The sequence below is a fragment of the Arthrobacter sp. TmtSoilC77 genome, assembly GCF_059739415.1.
The window spans coordinates 2,948,900-2,972,903 of sequence record NZ_AP046050.1 but is presented as its reverse complement, the minus strand read 5'-3'; the positions used below and the strand labels follow the sequence as shown (position 1 = coordinate 2,972,903).

General features: G+C 62.2%; 20 protein-coding genes and 2 tRNA genes. 19 read left to right on the top strand and 3 right to left on the bottom strand.

Annotated features, from left to right (window positions below; genetic code table 11):
* Window positions 1-70: 70 nt before the first annotated feature.
* The 10 genes from AC6I99_RS13700 (at window position 71) to AC6I99_RS13655 (ending at window position 10,775) form a co-directional block, all read left to right on the top strand.
* Window positions 71-1,123 (top strand): 3-isopropylmalate dehydrogenase, encoded by a 1,053-nt coding sequence (locus AC6I99_RS13700; RefSeq protein ID WP_224090841.1) that lies wholly within the window; start codon window positions 71-73, stop codon window positions 1,121-1,123.
* Between the two features lie 117 nt (window positions 1,124-1,240).
* Complete coding sequence (locus AC6I99_RS13695; RefSeq protein ID WP_224164606.1) at window positions 1,241-2,353, top strand: branched-chain amino acid aminotransferase; 1,113 nt, start codon at window positions 1,241-1,243, stop codon at window positions 2,351-2,353.
* A gap of 448 nt (window positions 2,354-2,801) precedes the next feature.
* Window positions 2,802-3,605 (top strand): MBL fold metallo-hydrolase, encoded by an 804-nt coding sequence (locus tag AC6I99_RS13690; protein WP_497961972.1) that lies wholly within the window; start codon window positions 2,802-2,804, stop codon window positions 3,603-3,605.
* 39 nt (window positions 3,606-3,644) lie between these two features.
* Window positions 3,645-4,421 (top strand): fumarylacetoacetate hydrolase family protein, encoded by a 777-nt coding sequence (locus tag AC6I99_RS13685; protein WP_224090832.1) that lies wholly within the window; start codon window positions 3,645-3,647, stop codon window positions 4,419-4,421.
* Window positions 4,422-4,542: 121 nt separating this feature from the next.
* Window positions 4,543-6,063 carry a glutamate--tRNA ligase gene (gene gltX, locus AC6I99_RS13680; protein ID WP_497961112.1) on the top strand — a complete coding sequence of 507 codons (1,521 nt, stop codon included), beginning with the start codon at window positions 4,543-4,545 and terminating at the stop codon, window positions 6,061-6,063.
* Window positions 6,064-6,075: 12 nt separating this feature from the next.
* Window positions 6,076-6,804 carry an HAD family hydrolase gene (locus AC6I99_RS13675; RefSeq protein ID WP_224164605.1) on the top strand — a complete coding sequence of 243 codons (729 nt, stop codon included), beginning with the start codon at window positions 6,076-6,078 and terminating at the stop codon, window positions 6,802-6,804.
* A 137-nt stretch (window positions 6,805-6,941) separates the two neighbouring features.
* Window positions 6,942-7,013, top strand: a tRNA-Gln gene (locus AC6I99_RS13670).
* 127 nt (window positions 7,014-7,140) lie between these two features.
* Window positions 7,141-7,213 (top strand) — tRNA-Glu (locus AC6I99_RS13665).
* 146 nt (window positions 7,214-7,359) lie between these two features.
* Window positions 7,360-9,159 (top strand): dynamin family protein, encoded by a 1,800-nt coding sequence (locus tag AC6I99_RS13660; protein ID WP_497961111.1) that lies wholly within the window; start codon window positions 7,360-7,362, stop codon window positions 9,157-9,159.
* A complete protein-coding gene (locus tag AC6I99_RS13655) occupies window positions 9,156-10,775 on the top strand; it encodes a GTPase (protein ID WP_497961110.1) in 1,620 nt (539 codons plus the stop codon). Before AC6I99_RS13660 ends, AC6I99_RS13655 begins: the two co-directional genes overlap by 4 nt.
* Window positions 10,776-10,783: 8 nt before the next feature.
* On the opposite strand, the gene AC6I99_RS13650 is transcribed toward AC6I99_RS13655, so the two are convergent.
* Window positions 10,784-11,320 carry a DUF1697 domain-containing protein gene (locus AC6I99_RS13650; RefSeq protein ID WP_224090826.1) on the bottom strand — a complete coding sequence of 179 codons (537 nt, stop codon included), beginning with the start codon at window positions 11,318-11,320 and terminating at the stop codon, window positions 10,784-10,786.
* Window positions 11,321-11,347: 27 nt separating this feature from the next.
* Window positions 11,348-12,067, bottom strand: coding sequence for an IclR family transcriptional regulator (locus AC6I99_RS13645; protein WP_014922101.1), 720 nt, complete (start codon window positions 12,065-12,067; stop codon window positions 11,348-11,350).
* Window positions 12,068-12,218: 151 nt separating this feature from the next.
* Here AC6I99_RS13645 and leuC point away from each other — a divergent pair, with 151 nt between their 5' ends.
* The 6 genes from leuC (at window position 12,219) to AC6I99_RS13615 (ending at window position 18,843) form a co-directional block, all read left to right on the top strand.
* Window positions 12,219-13,670: a 3-isopropylmalate dehydratase large subunit gene (gene leuC / locus AC6I99_RS13640; RefSeq protein WP_497961109.1), complete on the top strand. Its 1,452-nt coding sequence runs from the start codon at window positions 12,219-12,221 to the stop codon at window positions 13,668-13,670.
* 9 nt (window positions 13,671-13,679) lie between these two features.
* On the top strand, window positions 13,680-14,279 hold the full coding sequence (gene leuD / locus AC6I99_RS13635; protein WP_224164601.1) for a 3-isopropylmalate dehydratase small subunit: 600 nt from the start codon (window positions 13,680-13,682) through the stop codon (window positions 14,277-14,279).
* 205 nt (window positions 14,280-14,484) lie between these two features.
* On the top strand, window positions 14,485-15,810 hold the full coding sequence (gene murA, locus AC6I99_RS13630; RefSeq protein ID WP_224090824.1) for a UDP-N-acetylglucosamine 1-carboxyvinyltransferase: 1,326 nt from the start codon (window positions 14,485-14,487) through the stop codon (window positions 15,808-15,810).
* Window positions 15,811-15,821: 11 nt separating this feature from the next.
* On the top strand, window positions 15,822-16,655 hold the full coding sequence (locus tag AC6I99_RS13625; protein ID WP_224090823.1) for a lysophospholipid acyltransferase family protein: 834 nt from the start codon (window positions 15,822-15,824) through the stop codon (window positions 16,653-16,655).
* Complete coding sequence (locus tag AC6I99_RS13620) at window positions 16,652-17,704, top strand: NAD(P)H-dependent glycerol-3-phosphate dehydrogenase (RefSeq protein WP_497961108.1); 1,053 nt, start codon at window positions 16,652-16,654, stop codon at window positions 17,702-17,704. The genes AC6I99_RS13625 and AC6I99_RS13620 overlap by 4 nt, the downstream gene beginning before the upstream one ends.
* Complete coding sequence (locus AC6I99_RS13615; protein ID WP_224091052.1) at window positions 17,704-18,843, top strand: D-alanine--D-alanine ligase family protein; 1,140 nt, start codon at window positions 17,704-17,706, stop codon at window positions 18,841-18,843. The genes AC6I99_RS13620 and AC6I99_RS13615 overlap by 1 nt, the downstream gene beginning before the upstream one ends.
* Window positions 18,844-18,914: 71 nt before the next feature.
* Here AC6I99_RS13615 and AC6I99_RS13610 read toward each other — a convergent pair whose 3' ends face one another.
* The gene (locus tag AC6I99_RS13610) at window positions 18,915-19,424 is read right to left on the bottom strand and encodes a DUF3515 domain-containing protein (protein ID WP_216923870.1); all 510 of its coding nucleotides are present in this window, start codon (window positions 19,422-19,424) and stop codon (window positions 18,915-18,917) included.
* Window positions 19,425-19,558: 134 nt separating this feature from the next.
* Here AC6I99_RS13610 and thiL point away from each other — a divergent pair, with 134 nt between their 5' ends.
* Genes thiL through AC6I99_RS13595 form a run of 3 tightly spaced genes read left to right on the top strand, consistent with a single transcriptional unit; the run spans window position 19,559 to window position 23,958 of the window.
* Window positions 19,559-20,602, top strand: coding sequence for a thiamine-phosphate kinase (thiL, locus tag AC6I99_RS13605; RefSeq protein ID WP_224090821.1), 1,044 nt, complete (start codon window positions 19,559-19,561; stop codon window positions 20,600-20,602).
* A gap of 22 nt (window positions 20,603-20,624) precedes the next feature.
* A complete protein-coding gene (locus AC6I99_RS13600) occupies window positions 20,625-21,701 on the top strand; it encodes a DAK2 domain-containing protein (RefSeq protein WP_497961107.1) in 1,077 nt (358 codons plus the stop codon).
* Window positions 21,691-23,958, top strand: a complete 2,268-nt coding sequence (locus AC6I99_RS13595; RefSeq protein ID WP_497961106.1) for an ATP-dependent DNA helicase RecG — start codon at window positions 21,691-21,693, stop codon at window positions 23,956-23,958. Before AC6I99_RS13600 ends, AC6I99_RS13595 begins: the two co-directional genes overlap by 11 nt.
* Window positions 23,959-24,004 lie beyond the last annotated feature (46 nt).

Here is a 24,004-nt window from a genome sequence, read left to right as displayed (position 1 = left end):
CGTGCTGGTGGCCTGTTCGAGGAGTGAGACGATTTTGACCAACATGTGGATTGCTTGGCTAGATAGACCTATGAGTGCATCGTCCATCAATCTCGCTGTCATCCCCGGTGACGGCATTGGCCCCGAGGTCATCGCCGAAGCCATCAAGGTCCTGGAAAAGGCTGTCGCCGCCGATGGCGTTGCCCTTGAGCAGACCCACTACAAGCTCGGTGCGCAGCACTGGCTTGAGACGGGCGAGACCCTTCCGGACGAGGTCCTTGCAGACCTCCGTACCCGCGATGCCATCCTCTTCGGTGCTGTTGGCGCCGCACCCGGCGACACCCGTATTCCTTCGGGCATCATCGAACGCGAGATGCTGCTCAAGCTCCGCTTCAGCCTGGACCACTACGTGAACCTGCGTCCGTCACGCCTCTACGGAACGGTTGGCAGCCCGCTGGCCAACCCCGGCACCATCGACTTCATTGTGGTGCGCGAAGGCACGGAAGGTCCCTATGTGGGCAACGGTGGAACGCTGCGCGGCGGAACTCCGCACGAAGTTGCCACCGAAGTCTCCCTTAACACTGCCCATGGCGTGGAGCGCGTGGTGCGGGATGCATTCCGCCGCGCCAGCGAACGTCCGCGCAAGCACGTCACCCTCGTCCACAAGCACAACGTCCTGGTCTTCGCCGGACACTTGTGGAAGCGCACCGTTGAAGCAGTGGCCAGCGAATTCCCCGAGGTCACGCACGACTACCTTCACATCGATGCTGCAACCATCTTCATGGTCACTGACCCCTCACGCTTCGATGTCATCGTCACTGACAACCTTTTCGGCGACATCCTGACCGACCTCGCAGCTGCCGTTACGGGCGGCATCGGCTTGGCGGCATCGGGCAACATCAACATGGACCGCACAGCACCGTCCATGTTCGAACCCGTCCACGGCTCAGCACCGGATATCGCCGGACAGCAGAAAGCCGATCCCACCGCGGCCATCCTCTCCGCAGTGCTCCTCCTGGACCACCTTGGCTACACCACGGCGGCCCGCAAGATCGAGGCGGCAGTGGTCGCCGACGTCGAAAGCCGCACCGGCGAGCCGCGCTCTACTGCGGCGATCGGCGATGCCATTGCGGCGGCACTTTAGGCCCATTTCTCAGGCGTAAGCTTGTCTTGAATTATTTACCTGCTTCCTTGGTCCACCGCTGAACCGCTTCCTCCGGGACCCGTTTCGCGCTACCAGGTAGCTGACTGTGGAGGAAACATGACTCAGACTGCCCACGGCGTCGAATTCAGCCAGCAGCTTTCGGAAACCCCGAAATCTGCTGAGGAGCGTGCAGCCGTCCTGGCGAACCCAGGCTTTGGCGATTACTTCACCGACCACACCGCCGTCGTTGACTACAAAGTCGACGCCGATGGAAATGGCGGTTGGCAGAACGCCCGGATCGAGCCCTACGGACCAATCTCGCTGGATCCTTCGGCCGCAGTCCTGCACTACGGCCAGGAGATCTTTGAAGGCCTGAAGGCATACCGCCATGCTGACGGTTCGGTGTGGACCTTCCGCCCCGAAGCGAACGCCGCGCGGCTGAACAAATCGGCCCGCCGGCTGGCCCTCCCGGAACTGCCCGAGGAATACTTCCTGGGTGCTATCCGCGAGCTCGTGCAGGCGGATAAGGAATGGGTGCCTTCCGGCGACGGTGAAGCTCTGTACTTGCGCCCCTTCATGATCGCCACCGAGGCCTTCCTCGGTGTGCGGGCCGCCCGAGAGGTATCCTTCCGCGTCATTGCCTCTCCCGCCGGTAACTACTTCGGTGGCGAACTGAAGCCCGTTTCCATCTGGATTTCCCGTGAATATGCACGCGCGGGCCGCGGGGGAACAGGTGCAGCCAAGTGCGGTGGCAACTACGCCGCCTCCCTCATCGCGCAGCAGGAAGCCGAAGCGAACGGTTGCAAGCAGGTACTTTTCCTGGACCAATTCAACGACGACGCCGTGGAAGAACTCGGCGGCATGAACGTCTTCTTCGTCATGAAGGACGGCTCGCTCGTTACCCCCGCACTGACCGGGACCATCCTGGAAGGTGTCACCCGTTCGTCCGTAATCCAGGTTGCCAAGGACATGGGCCGCGAGGTTTCCGAGCGAAAGATCACCCTCGACGAATGGCGCGAGGGAGTTGCTTCAGGCGAAATCGCTGAAGTCTTCGCTTGCGGTACGGCGGCAGTGATCACCCCGATCGGTGTCCTCAAGGACGCCACGGAATTCATCGGATCCGAGGACGCCAAGGCAGGCGAAACCACCATGGCCATCCGCCGGCAACTCCTGGGAATCCAGACCGGTACCGTCGAGGACACCCACGGCTGGCTGACCCGCCTGGTTTAGTCCAGGACGCAACTGAAGCGAACGACGGCGGCCCTTCTGTTTGGTGACAAACGGAAGGGCCGCCGTTGCCATGCCCCCGATGTTCTCTCACATCCTGACCGTTTGGGCGGAATGTTCTCTCACATCCTGACCGTTTGGCGGGAATGTTCTCTCACATCCTGACCGTTTGGCGGGAATGTTCTCTCACATCATGACCGTTTGGCGGGAATGATTTCTCACACGCGGAGTGGTTGGTTGACGTCAACGGTGAGCCCCGCCGTCGAAGTCCAAATGAGCGAGGATCGGTGGAAACGGGACAGGATGTGAGCGAGGATCGGTGGAAACGGGACAGGATGTGAGCGAGGATCGGTGGAAACGGGGCAGGATGTGAGCGAGGATCGGTGGAAACGGGACAGGATGTGAGCGAGCATCGGAAGTGGTGCAAGATGGGACGGTGACTTCAGAATCCATGGGGACTTCCAGCGACTCACCTTCCGGCGATTACACCTCTGCGCTGCAGCAGAGCAGCACCTTCACCCGCTTCCGGCTGGCACCAAACCCGGGCCCGATGAGCCTGGATGGCACCAACTCCTACGTCATCAGCGCGGGGGATTCGGGCCATGTTGCCGTCGTGGATCCCGGTCCGGAAGACGAGGGGCACCTGGCTGAGCTGGCAGCGGCCGGGGTGGTGGACGTCGTGCTTATTACGCACCGGCACGCTGACCACACTGCAGCGTCCGCCAGGTTCCATGAACTGACAGGCGCTCCCGTCAGGGCTGCTGCCGCGGAGTACTGCCACGGTGGCGAGCCTCTCGTGGACGGCGAAGTGCTCCATGCCGGCGGCGTGGAGATCCGTGTCCTGGCAACCCCGGGCCACACGTCGGATTCCTTGTGCTTCCACCTCCCCGAGGACGGTCCCACAGGCTCCGTTCTAACGGGTGACACCATCCTGGGCCGTGGCACCACGGTGCTGGACTACCCCGATGGCCGCTTGGGCGATTACCTTGCCAGTCTGGACAGGCTCGAGTCCCTGGGCCCGGCTACGCTCCTTCCCGCCCACGGACCTGTGCTTGAAGCCCTGGATGTGAAATGCCGCGAGTACCGCGAACATCGCCAGCAGCGGCTCGACCAGATCAGGGCTGCGTTGGCACAGCTCGGCCAGGATGCGCCGATCGCCGCAGTCACTGATGCGGTGTATCCCGACGTCGACCCTTCAGTCAGGTGGGCAGCTGAGACGTCGGTCGCAGCGCAATTGGACTACCTTCGCGGTTAGCGGGCAAACGTCCATGCGCCGGAAGGTAGGCTTGAGCCCATGCGTATCGCCCGGTTTGTAGTTGATTCTGATCCCCTTTATGGCGTTGTTGAAGGCGAGCCCGGTAGTGAGGAAATCACTGTCATCAACGGCGACCCCTTCTTCAATGGCGTCGAACGTACCCACGTGAAGCACAAGCTTGAGGATGTGCGGCTCCTTGCCCCGATCATTCCGCGCAGTAAGGTGATCGGCGTTGGGCGTAACTTTGCCGAGCATGCTGCTGAGCTGGGCAACGAGGTTCCGCAGCATCCATTGCTCTTCCTTAAGCCGAACACCTCCGTCATCGGGCCAAACGATCCGATCATCCTCCCGGAGTTCTCTGACGAAGTCTCCTTCGAAGCGGAGCTTTGCGTCATCATCGGCCGTATTTGCAAGGACGTCCCCGAGGAACGCGCCGACGACGTCATTTTTGGTTACACCTGTGGAAACGACCTCACGGCCCGTGACGTGCAGAAGACCGACCTCCAGTGGGCCCGCGCCAAGGGCTTTGACACCTCCGCTCCGCTCGGCCCGTGGATCGAAACTGAACTTGATCCGGACGACCTCTCCATCCAGGGCCGGCTCAATGGTGAACTTCGTCAGGACGGCAGCACCAACCAGATGATTCGCGGCGTGCGCGAGCTCGTCTCGATCGTCTCCCAGGCCTTTACGCTCCTTCCGGGCGATGTCATCATGACCGGGACGCCTGCCGGCGTGGGCCTGGTCAATGAGGGCGACCGCTTCGAAGTGGAGATTGAAGGCATCGGGCGCTTGTCCAACCCCGTGGTTCGCCGCTAGCGGCCGCACCAGAGCATAGGGCCCGACGACGGCACGCGGCTTTCGTACGAAAGGCGCGTACCGTCGTCGAGCCTTTCCGGCGGGGAACCGGGCCGATATCAAGCGGTAAAGTTGAAGCACTATGACTACTGCTTCTGCGTCCAACGCTGCCTCCAGCGCCATCCCTGCCGTCAACGCCGAGACTCCAGTCCGCGTCCGCTTCTGCCCGTCGCCTACGGGAACGCCGCACGTTGGCCTGATCCGCACCGCCCTGTTCAACTGGGCCTATGCGCGCCATACCGGTGGCAAGTTGATATTCCGCATTGAGGACACTGACTCTGCCCGCGACAGCGAGGAGAGCTACCATCAGCTGCTGGATGCGCTGAAGTGGCTCGGCATCGACTGGGATGAGGGCGTCGAGGTTGGCGGCCCACATGAGCCATACCGCCAGTCACAGCGTGGAGGTATCTACCAGGACGTCATCGCCAAGCTCAAGGCCGGGGGACATGTCTACGAGTCATACTCCACGCCGGAAGAGATCGAAGCCCGCCACAGGGCGGCCGGCCGCGACCCCAAACTGGGCTATGACGGCTTCGACCGCCACCTGACCGAGGAACAGCTTGCCCAGTTCAAGGCCGAAGGCCGGGAAGCCGTGCTGCGCCTTCGCATGCCGGATGAGGATCTGACCTTCAAGGACCTCGTCCGCGGGGAAATCACGTTCAAGGCCGGTTCCGTGCCTGACTTCGCGGTTGTGCGTGCCAATGGTGCTCCGCTGTACACGCTGGTGAACCCGGTGGACGATGCCCTCATGGGCATCACGCACGTCCTTCGCGGGGAGGACCTCCTGAGCTCCACGCCCCGGCAGATCGCACTGTACCGGGCTCTCTACGCCATCGGCGTGGCGGAGTACATGCCGGAATTCGGTCACCTGCCCTACGTCATGGGCCAGGGAAACAAGAAGCTTTCCAAACGGGATCCGGAATCCAGCCTCTTCCTGCACCGCGAGCGTGGCTTCATCCCTGAGGGCCTGCTCAACTACCTTTCCCTGCTGGGCTGGTCGCTGAGCGCGGACGAGGACATCTTCACGGTGGAGCAGCTTGTTGCCAACTTCGACATCCACGATGTCCTGGGTAACCCTGCGCGCTTCGATCTGAAGAAAGCCGAGGCCATCAACGGGACCCATGTGCGCCTGCTCGAGCCGGAGGATTTCAAGCAACGGCTCGTCCCGTACCTCCGGGCTGCAGGTTTCGTGGGGGAGATCCTTACCGCCCGGCAGGAGGAGATCCTCGCCGAGGCGGCTCCGCTGGTTCAGGAACGTATTACCCTGTTGGGCGAAGCCCCTGAAATGTTGGCCTTCCTCTTCAAGGCGGACGACGCGATCGATGTTGCCGATGACGCCCGCAAGGGGCTCCCGGAGAACCTGCAGGAAGTGCTTGACGCGGCACTTGCTGCGTTGGAGCCCATAGAGGATTGGACCGCTGAGAACATTCAGACGGCACTTAAACAGGCTTTGGTCGAGGATCTGGGCATTAAGCCCCGAGCTGCCTTTGGGCCGGTGCGCACCGCTATTTCAGGCCGACGTATTTCTCCGCCGCTTTTCGAGTCAATGGTGATCCTGGGTAAGGATTCTTCATTGGCCCGCGTTCGCGCGTTCCGGGGCTAAGCGGCAACGGTCATGGCTATTGAAAGCTCCTTCGGAACTATCCGCGGTGTTCTGTTCGACATCGATGACACCTTGGTGGACCTTGAGTACGCCATGACAACGGCCCTGCGTGATGTTAGCGAGCATCTCCTGCCCGGCCTTGACCAGGCCGGGTGGGTGAAGTTCGGCCGCATCTTCACGCATGAAACAACGCATTTCTATGACCGCTACCTTGCTGGCGAACTGACCTTCAATGAGCAGCGCCTTTTGAGGGGCCGGGCGGCCCTGGGCCACTTTGGGGTGGAGCTCGGAGACGGTGAGGAATCGCAGTCGTGGGTTGCTGAGTACCATCAGCGGCAGACGGCATACGTGCGCGCTTTCGACGACGTAGCTGGTGTGCTGGATGCGCTCGACGCTGCGGACATTCCCTACGGTGCCGTCAGCAACAACGTTCATGACTACCAACGGGCCAAGTTGGATGGCGCGGGCCTGTCCAGGATCAAGATCCTCGTAGGAACGGATACGGTGGGCGTGCCGAAGCCGCATCCTGCCATTTACCTGGAGGGCGTGCGGCTTCTGGGGACAGAACCAGGCGAGACTCTCTACGTTGGGGACAACCGGCTTCTTGATGCTGACGGCGCAACTGCGGCCGGCCTGATTGGCGTGTGGCTCAACAGGACCGGGGAAGAAGTCGAAGAGTTCGCCGGGCGTCAGGTGGATTCGTTGTCGAGACTGCTGATGAGGGCACCTTCTGCGGCCTGACATCCGTGTGATGCAGGTAACGGCTTCGCGATTTGTGCAGGTGGCAAGACTCCGGTAGAGTCATTACTCGTGCTGAGGGGCACGGAGGGAAAAGCCAAGGGAAACCACGGCGACGAACTCCGGTCCGAAAGTCACTTTGGGATATGGTGTAATTGGCAACACTACGGTTTCTGGTACCGTCATTCTAGGTTCGAGTCCTGGTATCCCAGCTCTGAAATTCCGCGCTATTGCAGCGGAAAATCAGAATTCCAGATCGCTTCGCCGATTTGGAAGAGAGCTGAAAGTATGAAATACTCATTCAGCTTGTTCGCCGGAAACGGTGACAAAAAAGTGCAAGGCCCCATCGTATAGCGGCCTAGTACGCCGCCCTCTCACGGCGGTAACGCGGGTTCGAATCCCGCTGGGGTCACAAACAATTCCCCCGGAACTTTGGTTCCGGGGGAATTTTTGGTTCAAGCGCATTTGTGGTCATGAGCCGGCATTCCGGGGTGGCGCCCCGACATTCCCGCGCTCCTTATAACCCGCGGACAGTCTTTGGGCTGGCATGATGATGCTGTGACCGCACATGAAGAGCCGCCAAGAGCAGGGACCAGCCCTGTCGCCAATAAAGCACAGGCTGATGCTGTCAACACCCTTGAAGCGGCCCGCAACGAACTGGCCGGCATCACCTTGCCACTCGCCCTGCCCGACGCCGAAGCAGGTCGGCGCTTGATCAGGGAGACCCTCGCGCAGCTCGACGACTACGTGATTCCCCGGTACCGCAGCCTGGACGCGCCGCTGTTGGCCGTCGTCGGAGGTTCCACTGGCGCCGGTAAATCGACGCTGGTTAATGCGCTGGTAGGCTACCCGGTCACCCGTGCCGGAGCTATTAGACCGACAACGCGCCAGCCGATCCTCCTCCACCATCCGCAGGATGGCGAGTGGTTTGAGGGCCAGCGCATACTTCCCAACCTGGAGCGAATCAGGGGTAGCGTCCCTGCAGAACCGTTGCCTGCAAATCAAGCCGGGGTCGCATCGGATGCCCAGGCAATCACGTCCCTGGTGCTCGTGGGTTCCGATCATGTACCCCCGGGCGTGGCGATTCTGGATGCGCCGGACGTCGACTCCATTGCCGATAACAATCGCAGGCTGGCAGGTCAGCTCCTCGCCGCAGCGGACCTTTGGGTGTTCGTCACCACGGCAAACAGATACGCCGACGCCGTCCCGTGGCGCCTGCTCCTGGATGCGGCTTCACGGGACATCACGGTCGCCGTGGTGCTGGACCGCGTGCCACCGGCAGCGGAGGAAGAGGTCAGGACGGACCTGAAGGCGATGTTGGATCGTCAGGGCCTGGCTGCTGCAGAACTCTTTGTGGTGCACGAAAGTGGTTTGGATGATTTGGGAATGCTGCCGCCCGAAACTGTTAGTGGGCTGAGACTTTGGCTTGCCGGCCTTGCCGCTGACGCTGCCGGACGAATGGACGTTGCAAGGCGTACGCTCAACGGAGCCATCAAAGCGGTGAGCGCCCGGTTTGAAGCTATTGCAGCTGCGGCTGCGGCCCAGGATGCTGCGGCCCATGAGCTGCGCTCCGTCTGCGTTCACGAATACGACGACGCCCTACGGCGGATACTGGACGCGACCAAGGACGGCGCGCTGCTCCGCGGCGAAGTGCTGGCACGATGGCAGGATTTTGTGGGAACGGGTGAATTCTTCCGGGCTTTGGAGCAGAACATCGGGCGCATGCGGGACCGGATCGGAGCATTCTTCAGGGGTGAACCTGCGCCGGCCGTAAAAGTCGAAACGGCGATCGAAACGGGCCTGCAAGCGGTGATTCTCGATGAGGCCGCCAATGCCGCAGAAAACGTCGACAGGCGCTGGCGCTCGGATGCGGCAGGCCGTCAACTCCTGGGTGCCGCAGATCTTTCAGGAACCAGTCCTGGCTTTGACGCGAAGGCCGCTGCCGCCATCCGCTCCTGGCAGGAAGGACTCATGGAACTGATCCGCACCCAAGGTCAGGAAAAGCGCACGCAGGCCCGTTGGCTCTCCTTCGGCGTGAACGGTCTTGGCGCAGCACTGATGGTGGTGGTTTTCTCCATGACTGCCGGTTTGACCGGATTGGAGATAGGCATTGCCGGGGGAACGGCTGTGGTGGGGCAGAAGCTCCTTGAAGCTGTCTTCGGTGAGGATGCCGTCCGTCGGCTTGCCCAGCAGGCCAGGGCCGATCTTCACACGTCCTGCCAACGCCTCCTCGAGGAAGAGCGGAACAGGTTCCTCAGCAGGCTGGAGGCCACTGGTTTGGAGCCTGGCACCGTTCATGGCGATATGGACCTCGCCCGCCATGCCAAGGCACTCCGTCGCCTGGCAGGGGCGGCATGAGCCGGCACAGCCAAATCCGGGAATCGTCCCAACTCCAGCGGCGGCTCGAAGCGCTCAACACAGCACGGGAACTGGCCGAGGGAGTGCTGCCCGAGCAGGATCTGCAATCCGTGTATGAGGTCCTTGAGCGGGCAACTTCCAGGCGCTCGTTGTCGGCAGGACACACGGTGGTGGGTTTCTTCGGGGCCACAGGAAGTGGCAAGTCTTCCTTGTTCAATGCCGTTTCCAGCAGCAATCTGGCAACCGCGGCGGCCCGTCGACCAACGACGTCCGCGCCGTTGGCGGGAATTTGGGGCGAGGAAGGAAGCGGGCCGCTGCTGGACTGGCTCGGAGTGCAGGAGCGCCACAGCCTGCCTGGGCTCCCAGGCCTGGCCACTGCGGAGAGCGGCCTGATCCTGCTGGACCTTCCCGACTTTGACTCAACGAAAGTGGAGAACCGGGAGGTAGTCCAGCGCATGGTCGGGATGGTGGATGTCCTGGTCTGGGTACTGGACCCGCAGAAGTATGCAGATGCCGCCGTGCACAACGACTTCCTGCGCCCGATGGCCTCCCATGGAGCAGTCACACTTGTTGTCCTGAACCAAATAGACAAGCTCAATGACGCGGACACCGCTGATGTGCTTCATTCCCTGAAAGGAATCCTGGAGCGCGACGGTCTGGCGGACGTTCGCGTCCTGGGCGCCTCGGCACTGTCCGGCGAAGGCATCGACGCCGTCCGTGGTGCCATCCGGGATGTCGTGATCCAGCGGGAGGCAACCACAAAACGCCTGGCTGCCGATGTCTCCAAGGCTGCAGCCGAACTGTCCCTGGCTTCGGGTGCAGGCGAGGCCCGCGGCATCAAGGCAAGCACCAAGGCCAAGCTCGCCAATGAATTGTCGTCGGCGGCCAACGTACCTGTGGTGGTTGATGCGGTAGCGCGATCATTCAAGAGGGAATCGGCGCGGAGGACGGGATGGCCCGTGACGCGATGGTTGCTGCGCTTCCGGCCGGATCCCCTGAGGAGGCTGAATCTGGGCAGGCAGGACACCAGGCCCGAGCTCAACCGGACTTCCTTGCCGGTAGCCGGCGCACCCGAACGTGCGAGGACAGATGCAGCCGTGCGTGATTTTGTGGATGAGGCTTCTGACGGCGCTCCTGGCCCCTGGCGGGCGTCCATCCGTGGTGTGGCCAGGGAAGGCCGCGAGCAACTGCCGGATGCCCTCGACCAAGCCATCGCCGGGACGGATCTCAAAACGTCAAGACGTCCCTTCTGGTGGTTGTTGTTCAACTCACTCCAATGGATCGCGCTTCTCCTGGCAGTTGGTGGCCTTGGATGGCTTGGGGTCCTGGCAGCGCTCGGCTATTTCCAAATGCCCGTTCCGGAGGTGCCGAGGACCGAGGGATGGCCTTGGCCCACGTTGATGGTGGCCTGTGGTGTGGTTCTGGGGATCGTTCTGGCCATCTTCGGCAGAATCATCGGCGGCTGGGCCGCGCGCGTGCGCGCCAAAGGCGTGGCCAAGAGACTGAAAGCGGCAATAGCAGGCGTAGCTGAGCGGCGCATCGTGGAGCCGGTGGAGGTGGAGATTGCCCGTTTGGGTGCCTTCAATGCGGCCTTGAAAGCCGCGCGTAAAGGATAGGGATACCTCTAGAGAGCGGCCGCAGCGTCCTTGACTTTGATCAAGGTCCGAAGGTTCCGCGTTGTGGTGCTGGCCTTGTACCGCGGCTTGGCGGAGAGTTTGCTGAAGGGACTGGCCAAGGTTCCTCCGGCGGGTGCCAACCATGCGGAAGCTTCCGGTCCAAGCCGCACCTGTTCCACGCCACCAAGGGCCTCTCCGGCCTCAAAGAGTTCGTCAAGCATGGCTTTATCGGACGTGAGCGTGATGTAGCTGTGCGTGGCCTTGTCGTCGGCAGGGTACGGGCAGGCATCCACGAGTTCGGCTACCCGCGAAGCAGTGAGGACAACAACCCAGGCGTCGTAGCCGAAGGATTCACGCAGGCACTTTTCGAACTGGACCTTGACATCCTTGATGCTCAAATCACTCTTCAGGACAACGTTTCCACTCGCCAGCAGCGTCTTGACGTCAGAGAATGGGTAGCCCTTAAGTGCTGATTTCAGTTCGGCCATCTTGATGTTGATCCCGCTGACGTTGATGCCCCTAAGGAATACTGCGTAGGTGGTCAAGGACGTCCCCCTTCAATAACGGCAGGTCTAGTCGTTGTTCTTGCGCAAAGCCTCTGTCAGTACCCGGGCGGCATTGCAGACGACCTCGGCGTGCAATCGTCCAGGCTGGCGCGTGAGGCGCTCAATCGGACCGGAAATGGAAACCGCGGCAATGACCCTTCCGGAGGGTCCACGGACCGGAGCGGAAACCGAGGCGACCCCTGGCTCGCGTTCGCCCAGGCTCTGACCCCAGCCCCGGCGTCGTACTCCTGCCAGGACGGTGGGCGTAAAGCGGGCGTTCTGCAATCCTTCCAGCAGGCGGTCGTGATCTTCCCACGCGAGGAGGACCTGTGCGGCCGAGCCGGCTTTCATGGACAGCTGGGTTCCCACCGGAATGGTATCGCGCAGCCCGATCGGACGCTCCGCTGAGGCAACGCATACGCGCCAATCGCCCTGCCTGCGGAAAATCTGGGCGCTCTCGCCGGTAGCGTCCCGCAGCTGGATGAGTACCGGCCCGGCAGAGGCGATGAGCCGGTCTTCGCCAGCCGCGGATGCGAGCTCCACCAGGCGACTGCCCAGAACGAAGCGTCCCTGGATGTCGCGACTGACCAGCCGGTGGTGGACCAAGGCCAGCGCGAGCCGGTGAACGGTGGGCCGGGCGAGGCCCGTGGCCGCTACAAGTTGCGCAAGTGTCGTTGGCCCGGCCTCGAGGGCATCGAGTACTTGAGCCGCTTTATCAATGACCCCGACTCCACTAGAATTGTCCATGTAATGATATTGCCGTCTCAATATCTGAGATGCAAGTTGTTTCACTGGCCTATTTTGCAACCGTGCTGCTTCAGTGGTTGGAAGAGTTCAGTGGTTCGAAGAACAGTTCAGTGGATGAAGAACATCCAACTTCAGTGAAGGGAGCAAGGCCGTGGGAAAGACACTGGCCGAGAAAGTCTGGGACGCGCACGTAGTGCGCAAGGGTGAAGGCGAAGGAGCCAATGCCCAGCCCGACCTTCTTTTCATTGACTTGCACCTGGTCCACGAGGTGACGTCACCGCAGGCTTTCGAGGGGTTGCGCCTTGCCGGCCGCGAGCTGCGACGCACCGACCTCACCATTGCCACGGAGGACCACAACACTCCCACACTGGACATCGACAAGCCCATCGCGGACCTCACCAGCCGCACGCAGATTGAAACGCTGCGCGCCAACTGCAAGGAATTCGGCGTCCGCCTGCACTCGCTCGGCGATAAGGAGCAGGGCATCGTGCACGTCGTGGGTCCGCAGCTGGGCCTGACCCAGCCGGGCATGACCGTGGTGTGTGGCGACTCGCACACCTCCACGCACGGCGCCTTCGGTGCACTTGCCATGGGCATCGGAACCTCTGAAGTCGAACACGTCATGGCAACCCAGACGCTGTCCTTGAAGCCGTTCAAGACCATGGCTATCAACGTCGAGGGGACGCTGCGCCCGGGAGTTACCGCCAAGGACATCATCCTGGCCGTCATCGCCAAGATCGGTACCGGCGGAGGCCAGGGCTACGTCCTGGAATACCGCGGCTCTGCCATCCGGGCCCTGTCGATGGATGCCCGGATGACCATCTGCAACATGTCCATCGAAGCCGGCGCGCGTGCCGGAATGGTGGCTCCGGACCAGATCACCTACGACTACATGCAGGGCCGTCCGCATGCGCCAGAAGGCGCCGACTGGGACGCCGCCGTCGAGTACTGGAACACGCTGCACACTGACGCCGACGCGACGTTCGACGTCGAAGTGGACCTCGATGCGAACACCCTCGAGCCGTTCGTCACCTGGGGCACCAACCCCGGCCAGGGCGTTTCGCTGTCAGCCAAGGTTCCGTCCCCGGAGGACTTCGGCGACGAGAACGCCAAGGCTGCCGCCGAGCGCGCGCTGCAGTACATGGGCCTTGAGGCGGGCACCCCCATGAAAGACATCCGCGTGGATACCGTCTTCCTGGGCTCCTGCACCAATTCCCGCATCGAGGACCTTCGTGCTGCCGCCGACATCATCCGCGGCCGTGAGAAGGACCCGGATATCCGGATGCTCGTGGTGCCGGGTTCGGCCCGTGTCCGGCTCGAAGCCGAAGCCGAGGGCCTGGATAAAGTCTTCAAGGATTTCGGTGCCGAGTGGCGCTTCGCCGGTTGCTCGATGTGCCTGGGTATGAACCCGGACCAACTGGAGCCGGGGGAGCGCTGCGCCTCGACGTCCAACCGCAACTTTGAGGGCCGCCAGGGCAAGGGCGGCCGTACGCACCTTGTCTCTCCCGTGGTGGCTGCCGCGACAGCCGTCCGCGGAACGCTGAGCTCGCCGTCGGACCTTGAGCCGGCTTCTGCAGGCACATTGACCGGAACCGCAGTCTAGGAGGATCCCATGGAAGCATTCACCACCCACACCGGCATCGGTGTTCCGCTGCGCCAGAGCAATGTGGATACCGACCAAATCATTCCGGCGGTCTACCTCAAGCGCATCACGCGCACCGGCTTCGAAGACGCCCTCTTCGCCGCCTGGCGCAAGGACGAGTCGTTCATCCTCAACCAGGCCCCGTTCAAGGCCGGCTCCGTGCTGGTGGCCGGCCCGGACTTTGGGACGGGTTCCTCACGTGAGCACGCTGTCTGGGCATTGAAGGACTACGGCTTCAAAACTGTGCTGTCCTCACGGTTCGCCGATATTTTCCGCGGCAACTCAGGCAAGCAGGGACTGCTGGCAGCCCAGGTGGCACAGGATGACATCGAACTCATCTGGAAGATCCTGGAGAACGCTCCCGGCACTGAGGTCAAGGTGGACCTGGTCTCCAAGACGGTGGAATGCGGCAACGTCGTGGCTCCGTTCGAGATCGACGACTACACGCGGTGGCGGCTCCTGGAAGGGCTCGACGACATCGGCCTCACCCTCCAGCACGAAGAAGACATCACCGCCTACGAGGCCACAAGGCCCTCGTTCAAGCCGAAGACACTTCCGGCGAAAAGCTGACGAATTCCCCGGCGGCTGAATGCTGCGGAACGAGGACCGGTGGGCCCCCAGGGTGGGCTCACCGGTCTTTTTTTCGGAGGATTGGTGGATACAGGATCTGCCCGGCACGGGGCAGCTCCATTTCGGTTAGGTAACCCGAGCTTCTATGCTTAGCTGGAGCCTTTGTAAGTATGGGGGGCGAGTAGTCGTGAGGAAACCGGTATAGATGAGTAGTGTTCTGACAATCCGCGGTGGCGTCCCGTTGACAGGGCGGGTGACCGTTCGCGGTGCCAAGAACCTTGTGCCCAAGGCCATGGTGGCGGCGTTGCTGGGCAGCGAACCATCAGTGCTTCGGAACGTGCCGGAAATCAAGGACGTGGAGGTTGTTACCAGCCTGCTGAAGCTCCACGGGGTGACTGTGGTCAAGGACCCCGATACGGGTGATCTGACACTGAATCCGAAGGATGCCAAAACGGCATCCAGCACCGCCATTGACGCGCATGCCGGCGATTCACGCATCCCGATCCTGCTGTGCGGCCCCCTGATCCATGCGATCGGAGAGGCTTTCATTCCGGACCTTGGCGGCTGCAAGATTGGCGACCGTCCTATCGACTACCATCTGAACGTCCTGCGCCAGTTTGGCGCCGTTGTGGAAAAGCGCCCGGGCGGCATCCACATCTCCGCACCCAACGGACTGCACGGCGCCAAGATCTCCCTTCCCTATCCATCAGTGGGCGCAACCGAGCAGGTGTTGCTGAGCGCTACGCGCGCGGAAGGAATCACGGAACTCAGCGGGGCTGCGACCGAACCGGAGATCATAGATCTCATCGCCGTGCTGCAGAAAATGGGCGCCATCATCAGTGTCCAGACTGACCGGACCATCCGCATCGAGGGTGTCAAGGACCTTGGTGGCTACAACCACCGGGCGCTTCCGGACCGGAACGAGACTGCGTCCTGGGCCTCGGCCGCGTTGGTTACGCGTGGCGACATTTTTGTTGAAGGTGCTTCACAGCGGGACATGATGACCTTCCTAAACACCTACCGCAAGGTGGGGGGCGGCATGGACATTGGTGATGACGGCATCCGTTTTTACCACCCCGGAGGCAAGCTTTCCCCGCTGGTCCTGGAGACGGATGTGCACCCAGGCTTCATGACTGACTGGCAGCAGCCCCTGGTGGTGGCTTTGACCCAGGCGGAGGGCGTGTCGATTGTGCATGAGACGGTCTATGAGAACCGTTTCGGCTTCACCGATGCCCTGGCCCGGATGGGTGCAAACATCCAGGTCCACCGTGAGTGCCTTGGCAGTGTTCCCTGCCGCTTCGGCCAGAGGAACTTCCTGCATTCCGCAGTGATCTCCGGTCCTACGCCGCTGCGGGGGACCGAGATTGACATCCCCGATCTTCGTGGCGGCTTCAGCCACCTCATTGCAGCTTTGGCCGCGACCGGCACCTCCAGGGTCACAGGCATCGATATCATCAACCGTGGATACGAGCGCTTTACGGAGAAGCTCGCTGGCCTGGGCGCCGATTTCGACATCATCACCACCAAGTAGCGGGGGACCCTTTGAAGGAATCGGCCAAGAGCCGGGCTACGTTCATGCTCCTGGCGGGCATTGCGCGTCCGTTGATGAACCTCCTGATGGGCAAGAAGTGGGAGGGCACCGGGAAGCTCCCCGCGGGCGGCTTCATCGCAGCACCGAACCACTGCACCGAAATTGATCCCGTCGTGATCGGGCACATGCTCTACAACCAGAAGCGTCCTCCGCATTTCCTCGCGAAGGCAGGCCTCTTCAAAGCACCTGTGCTGGGAGCCTTGCTGCGGGCGACGAACCAGATTCCGGTTGAACGCTCGACGGCGGGTGCCAACCGCTCGCTGCAAATCGCCAAAGAGGTGGTGGACGCCGGAGGTGCCATCATTATCTACCCCGAGGGAACCCTGACCCGGGACCCTGACCTGTGGCCGATGAAGGGCCACACTGGCGCTGCCCGCCTGGCATTGCAGACAGGTGCACCGGTTGTTCCGATGGCCCACTGGGGCGCCCATGAGGTTTTCCCCCGATATGCCAAGCGTTTCCACGTCTTCCCTCGAAAGACCGTCAGGGTTCTCGTAGGTGAGCCCGTGGACCTGAGCGCTTTCGCGGACCGGCCCATGGACCGGGCCACGCTGTCCGAAGCTACAGACGTCATCATGGAGGCGGTAACCGAGCTCCTGGCAACCCTGCGGGGTGAGGAGCCGCCCGCCGAACGCTGGGATCCGGCCGTTCATAAGCAGGCCAAACATGGCCGGTTCGTGGAGCGTGGTTCAAATACTGCACGCGGCGCAGCGCCTGAAAAGGCTGCAGAACCCGCTGGCAACGATGCATCTCTTGAGAATCCGGAACAGGAGGGCAGCAAATGACGGTTATTGAAAGCCGTGTCCCTGCTCCGGATACCGTAGCTGTACTTGGCGCAGGTTCGTGGGGAACTACGTTCGCCAAGATCCTCGCGGATGCTGCTGCCACTACCGGGGTGGAGCGGAGGATCCGGATTTGGGGGCGGCGCGCAGGGGTGGTTGATCAGATCAATGCTGATCACCGCAATGAGCAGTACTTGAAGGACATCGAACTTCCCCACGCAGTCACCGCATCCACGGATGTTGCAGAGGTCCTGCAGGATGCCGGTCTCGTGGTCCTTGCCGTGCCGGCCCAATCGCTGCGGCCCCAGTTGGGGGAATGGAAGCGCCTGCTCGCCCCGGACGCAATTGTCGTATCGCTGATGAAGGGCCTCGAGCTGGGGACTGACGCACGCATGAGCGAGGTCATCGCCCAGGAGCTAGGCATCCCGGAATCACGTGTGGTGGTGGTCTCCGGACCCAACCTCGCCATGGAGATTGCCAGGGAACAACCCACTGCGTCTGTAGTTGCCTGCAGTGACGCCAATACCGCCGCCGCAATCGCGCTCTGCTGCACCGCACCGTACTTCCGTCCTTATACCAGCACCGATGTTGTGGGCGTGGAGATCGGCGGGATCGTCAAGAATGTGATTGCCCTTGCTGTAGGTATTTGCGAGGGACGCCAAATGGGTGACAACACCAAAGCGTCAGTCATCACGCGAGGCCTCGCTGAGACGTCCCGGCTTGCCTTGGCGCTGGGTGGAGAGGCCCACACCATGGCGGGTCTCGCGGGGCTCGGCGACCTCGTTGCAACGTGCTCCTCTGCCCTCTCCAGGAATCACACAGCTGGAAGGCTACTGGGCGAGGGGCTGAGCCTCGAGCAGGTGGCTGAACAGATGACGCAAACCGCTGAAGGTATTAAGTCCGGCCCTGCAGTGTATGAATTGGCTGGCAAACTGAATGTCGAAATGCCCATTACGGCCGCCGTTGTGGCGGTGCTTGAAGGCAAAATGTCCGTTGATGACCTGGGGCCGCGATTGCTGGCCCGGGCCCTGAAGTCCGAAGGCGACTACTGATTGTGACTGAAGAATCCACCCCCGTGACCGGCCGTCGACCCCGTGTGGCGGTCCTTTTCGGCGGACGTTCCAGCGAACACGCTGTTAGTTGCGTGACGGCGGCAGGCGTCATGGGTGCCATTGATAAGAGCAAGTACGACGTCGTGCCCATTGGTATTGCCAAGTCCGGACAGTGGGTCCTTGCATCGGGGGACACCAGCCAGTGGTCCCTGAGCTCGTCCGCTCTTCCTGAGGTATCGCCGTCGGACCGGACCGTCACCTTGGCAGAGGTGGGCGGCGAGCACCAGCTCATCGTGACCGCGCCAAATGCCATACCCGAGGAACTCGGCTCCGTGGACGTCGTCTTTCCTTTGCTCCATGGCCCTTGGGGCGAGGATGGAACCGTCCAGGGCCTCCTGGAGCTATCCGACACACGTTACGTTGGTGCCGGCGTGCTTGCCTCGGCAGTAGGCATGGACAAGCACTTCATGAAAGTAGTTTTCGAAGCCGCTGGACTGACGGTGGGGCCTTATATCGCCGTCACGGACCGCGAGTGGCTCACGGACGCCGAGGCTGTCCGCAAGCGCGTGGACAAGCTCGGTTTCCCGGTCTTCGTCAAGCCTGCCCGTGCCGGCTCCTCCATGGGAATTTCCAAGGTGGATTCTTTGGAGGGCTTGGACGCTGCCATCGAGGAAGCCCGCCGCCACGACCTGAAATTGGTCATTGAAGCCGGCATTGCGGGGCGTGAAATCGAGTGCGCTGTGCTGCAGGGCAGGGGTACCGATGCGCCCCGTACCTCCATGCCCGGCGAAATTGCGGTGGCTCCCGGCGAACACCAGTTCTATGACTTCGCTGCCAAATATGTCGAAGATGGTGCTGCCGCGTTGAGTTGCCCGGCCGATATGCCGGACGAGGCCATTGCGCGCGTCCGGGAATTGGCCGCTGCCGCCTTCGATGCCGTGGGCGCGGAAGGACTGAGCCGGGTGGACTTCTTCTACACGCCCGCGGGTGAGCTCATTATTAACGAAATCAACACCATGCCCGGCTTCACTCCGAAGAGCATGTACCCGCAGATGTGGGCGGCTTCAGGTTTGCCTTATCCGGAGCTGATCGATGAACTCATCCATCTGGCCCTGACCCGCAAAACGGGCCTGCGTTAACCCAAGCCGGCAGCGGCTGGTGTCGGTAGGCAGGACCGGCGCCAGCTGCCCTTTAGCCGGTTGAGCCCCCGCTATTTGGCGGTCGGGAGGTTCTGCAGGTCTTCCTGGCCCACGCAATGGCGCGTTGCTTTGATCTTCCCGGCAGCGGCTGCGAGTTCGGTGAGGACTGTGGCCGAGCTGATGTTGGCGGCTTCCAATTTGACCGGATCGACGAGGATTTCCGTTGCCGGTTCGCGTCCAAAGGTGGTCAGGGTATAGACGCCATCGCCTTCTTTGATCACCCAGTCGATGTCATTTACGCTGACGCAACGGTCAGTGGTTGGTCCAGGGACGTTGACACCGCAGCGCAGGATGATCTGGGAGGGATCGCCCCACGCAGCAGTGGCCTGGCTGTTGGTCTTGCGGAGTGCGGCATCGCCGATCTTGTCCGGGAGCGCCACCATCATCGGGGCGCAGGCCGGATTGGCGGCGTCGGTTGCCGCCGTGACGTCCACAGTGGGGGCGCAGGCTGAAACTGCGAGCACGGACGCTGCGGCCAAGCTGAAGGCCACGGCAGTCCGCGGAAGGGTCTTTCGGTGCATCATTCAAGCCTATCCCGCCCACGCAGCCGCCTGGCGTGAGGTTGGTGCACCCGTTACGAGGGTCACATTGCCGATGGTGCGCCCGGCGCAGGCTCCGGCGATATTTTGTCGGTGTCCCGCGATAGCGTAGAGCCGTGCCCCCAAAACAGCCATCCGAAGTTCAGCCATCCGAAGAATGTCCAACAGTCGCAGATCTGTCGGAGTCCGAGCTCCTTGCCCTGATCTTCCCCCGACTCAACAGCAGCCCCAGCGTCCTGCTGGGTCCCGGCGACGACGCCGCCCTGGTTGCCGCCACAGACGGCCGCACACTGATTTCCATCGATACCCAGACCCAGGACCAGGACTTCAGGCTGGAGTGGAACAACGGCTATCGAACCACAGGATACGACGTCGGATGGAAGTCCGCGGCACAGAACCTTAGCGATATCAACGCCATGGGCGGAACGGCCACCTCGCTGGTGGTGAGCCTGACCATGCCGCCGGCCACACCAGTTCAATGGGTGAAGGACTTCGCAGACGGCCTCACCGCTGGAATCATCGGGCTGGGAGTTCCTGATTGCTCCGTCGCAGGAGGAGACCTCGGCCGTGGCCGGGAGATTGCGGTGACTGTCGCCGTCGTCGGTACTTTGGCTGGAGAGGATCCCGTATTGCGTTCCGGGGCAAAGCCGGGAGATGTCGTGGCAGTGGCAGGTACCCTTGGGCGTGCTGCCGCAGGTCTGGCGCTGTTGGAAAGCGATGTCACCCTAACAGACCTCTCGGCTGGGCAGCGTGCCCTGTTGGATAGCCAATGCCGGCCCTTGCCGCCGTTGGCTGCCGGGCCGCTTGCCGCACGTTCGGGCGTAACAGCAATGATGGACATTTCAGATGGTCTGCTGCGCGACGGCGGCCGGCTCGCCGCGGCAAGCAACGTCATCCTGGACTTTGACGCTGTTGCGTTGAAGGCCCATGCAGTTCCACTGGAACCAGCTGCCGCCTTGCTGGGCGTGGATGCCATGCCATGGGTGCTGGGCGGGGGAGAGGACCACGGGCTGCTGGCTACCTTCCCAGCCGGAATTCAGCTGCCGGAGGGCTTTACTGCGATAGGCTCAGTTCAGGCCGTTGCCCAGTCTCAAGGCACCGGCGTCCGGATTGCCGGACAAGCTGCTGACACCGTGGGATGGGATCATTTTGCAGACTAAGATCGCCGCGAATGCGCACGCCATGAAACGTTGGCTCGGCAAGACAGAGGTGGTCCTGGGCAACCATAGCGACCGCCTGAACGCGATCAACATCTTTCCCGTCGCAGACGGCGATACCGGGACCAACCTTTACCTGACGGCGCGCGCAGCTGTGGCCGCGGTGGCCGGCACCGCTTCGGACGCTGTAGAGACCGGCAACGACGTCGGTGCTGTGCTGTCACGCGCTGGTCAGGCCGCCATGGAACAGGCAAGGGGTAACTCCGGCACCCTTTTTGCTGTTTTCCTGTGCGCTGCGGCGGAGCCGCTTTCCGGAAAAGCGCGCCTGAGTGCGCCGCTGCTGGCCACAGCCCTTAACAGGGCCCAGATCCGGGCTTGGTCGGCCTTGAGCGAACCAGTGTCCGGAACCATGCTGTCCGTCCTTGAAGCAGCGGCCCATGCAGCCCAGGCGGCGGATTCTTCCCAGAACGGCGATGACAGCAACCACGCGCTGGGCGTTGCCTTGGATGCAGTGGTGGAAGCCGCCTTCCAGGCCGTTGTACGCACAGAGGACGAACTCCCACCCCTGCAGGCGGCGCACGTGGTGGACGCCGGCGGTGTAGGTATGTTGCTGGTGCTGGACTGTCTCCGCTCCGCAGTGCTCGGCGAAGAACTGCAGGATGAGCTCCTCGATGGCCTCCACGGCTACCAGCTGCAGGATCCGCACATCCACCAGCAGATGCCGGCCGACGACGGCGTGGAAGTCATGTGTACCATCAGCCTTTCGCCCTTGGACGCGGCCGTGCTGCGCCAACGCCTGGATGAGATGGGTGATTCCGTCATCATGAGCCAGGTTGGCACTACGGGTCATCCAGACGACGACGAATCCACCGCTGAGGCCAGTTATCGTTGGCGTGTGCATGTCCACGTACCTGATCCCGCGCCAGCCGTGGCGCTCATCAGGTCTCTGGGGGAGCCAACGGAAATTGCCGTCAGCCAGCTTGCCCTGCCCCGGGATTTTGAAGACGGGTCCCGGGATTTTGAAGACGGGTCCCGGGATTTTGAAGCAACACAAACTGCAGAACCCAACAGCATCCCGGGCCAGTCACGGCATGAATACTGAGCTGGAACTGCCCCTGGAACGCAGGATCGGCAAGCGCTCGGCGTCCGTCATTGACAAGCACCTTGGCCTCAAGACGACCGGCGCGCTGCTTAACTACTTTCCGCGCAGGTACTTGAGCAGGGGCGAACTTACTCCCATCAGTAATCTTCCCCTGGACGAGGAAGTCACGCTGATTGCGCGGGTCCTGTCCAACAGCACACGTCAGATGCGTGCCCGAAGAGGTTCCATTACGGACGTCGTGGTGACTGATGAAGCCGGTGGAAGCCACGTTCCTGGCACCTTGAAAGTCAGTTTTTTCAATGGGTTCCGGGCCAAGGCGGAACTCCTTCCGGGCCGCCGTGCAATGTTTTCCGGCAAGGTGACCCGGTATGGGGGCGCCTTGGGGCTGACCAACCCGGACTTCCTGTTGCTGGATGAGGATCCGGATGCTGACGGCTCCATTGACCCTGAAAAGTTGGCAGCGATGCCTATCCCTGTCTATCCCGCAACGGCAAAGCTGACAAGCTGGTCCATTCACAAGGTGATTACGGCGTTGCTGCAAACCCTTGACCTCGATGCCTTGGCGGATCCCCTCCCGGAGTCCATTGTCAGCAGGGACGGACTGCTGAGCGTGGCTGATGCTTATCGCCTGATCCATTCGCCTGAGACTGCCAGAGACTGGCAGCGGGCGCAGGAACGGTTCCGCTACCAGGAGGCGCTGGTGCTGCAGGCGGCTTTGGCGCGACGACGTGCCCAGCTTGCTGCAGAGGAAGCCACTGCCCGGCGTCCAGTCAGCGGCGGCCTGCTGGAAGAGTTCGACCGGAACCTGCCCTTCACGCTCACTGCCGGCCAGACAGCGGTGGGAAAGACGCTTTCAGAAGAACTTGGCCAGGACACCCCCATGAATCGACTCCTGCAGGGTGAGGTCGGCTCGGGCAAGACTATTGTGGCGCTGCGGGCGATGCTGCAGGTGGTTGACGCGGGAGGGCAGGCGGCGCTCCTGGCGCCCACGGAAGTTTTGGCTGCGCAGCATTTCGAGTCCATCCGCAGGACCCTGGGGCCGCTGGCCCGCGATCACCTTTTTGGCGGTACCGGGATGCTCGGAGCCGGCATCGGTGATGAGGCCGGGCGGGCTGGTGTCCAGGTGACCCTGCTGACCGGGTCCATGCCAACGGCGGCGCGAAAACAGGCCATGCTCGATGCCGCTTCAGGAAACGCAGGCATCGTGATCGGAACCCACGCTCTGTTGAGCGACAAAACCAGTTTTCAGGACCTCGGCTTGATCGTGGTGGACGAGCAGCACCGCTTCGGCGTGGAGCAACGTGACGCATTGCGTGCCAAGGCCCAACGTCCGCCGCATCTGCTGGTTATGACTGCCACGCCTATTCCCCGCACAGTGGCGATGACCGTGTTCGGCGATCTTGAAACCTCCATCCTCGATGAACTTCCCGCTGGGCGGGCGCCTATTTCCACCCATGTTGTGGGGCTTGCCGAGAACCCGGGCTGGGCGGATCGAATCTGGAAACGGTCACGGGAAGAAGTCGACGCCGGTCATCAGGTCTACGTTGTATGTCCCAAGATCGGCTCGGACGACGACGGGGACTTCAGCCCGGGGGAAGCGGAACCAAGCGACGCCGAACTCTCGGACGAAGGTCCGGCCCGCGAGCTCGCTTCGGTGACAGCCGTCGTCGAAAGCCTGGTGCAGGAGCCGTCTTTGGCCGGGGTGCCCGTGGCGCCCCTCCATGGTCGTCAGGACCCGCTGCTAAAAACCGAAACCATGGCTTCGTTCGCAGCAAACCAGACCAAAGTGCTGGTCTCCACCACGGTTATCGAGGTGGGTGTCGATGTTCACAATGCCACCCTGATGGTCATCCTGGACGCCGATCGTTTTGGTATTTCCCAACTCCACCAGCTTCGCGGCCGGGTTGGCCGTGGCGGTCTGCCGGGGACGTGCCTGCTGGTCACTACTTTGGAGCCGGGGCACCCGAGCCGTCGAAGACTGGATGCCGTGGCGTCCACCACCGACGGGTTCGAGCTCTCCCAGGAGGACCTGAAACTCCGCCGTGAGGGCGATATCCTTGGCGCCTCACAATCAGGTGGGCGGTCCACGCTTAAGCTGCTGCGTGTCCTGGAGCACGAAGACTTGATTGCCCGTGCACGCTCGGACGCACAGGCCCTTGTTGGCCAGGACCCGGCCCTGCGTCACCAGCCGGTCCTGGCCGCGACCATTGATGAATACTTGAACCCTGAAAAGGAGGCGTTCCTTGAACGCGGTTAGAGAATCCCCGGGTACGCGCAGTGCTAAACGGTCGGGCACCGGCAAT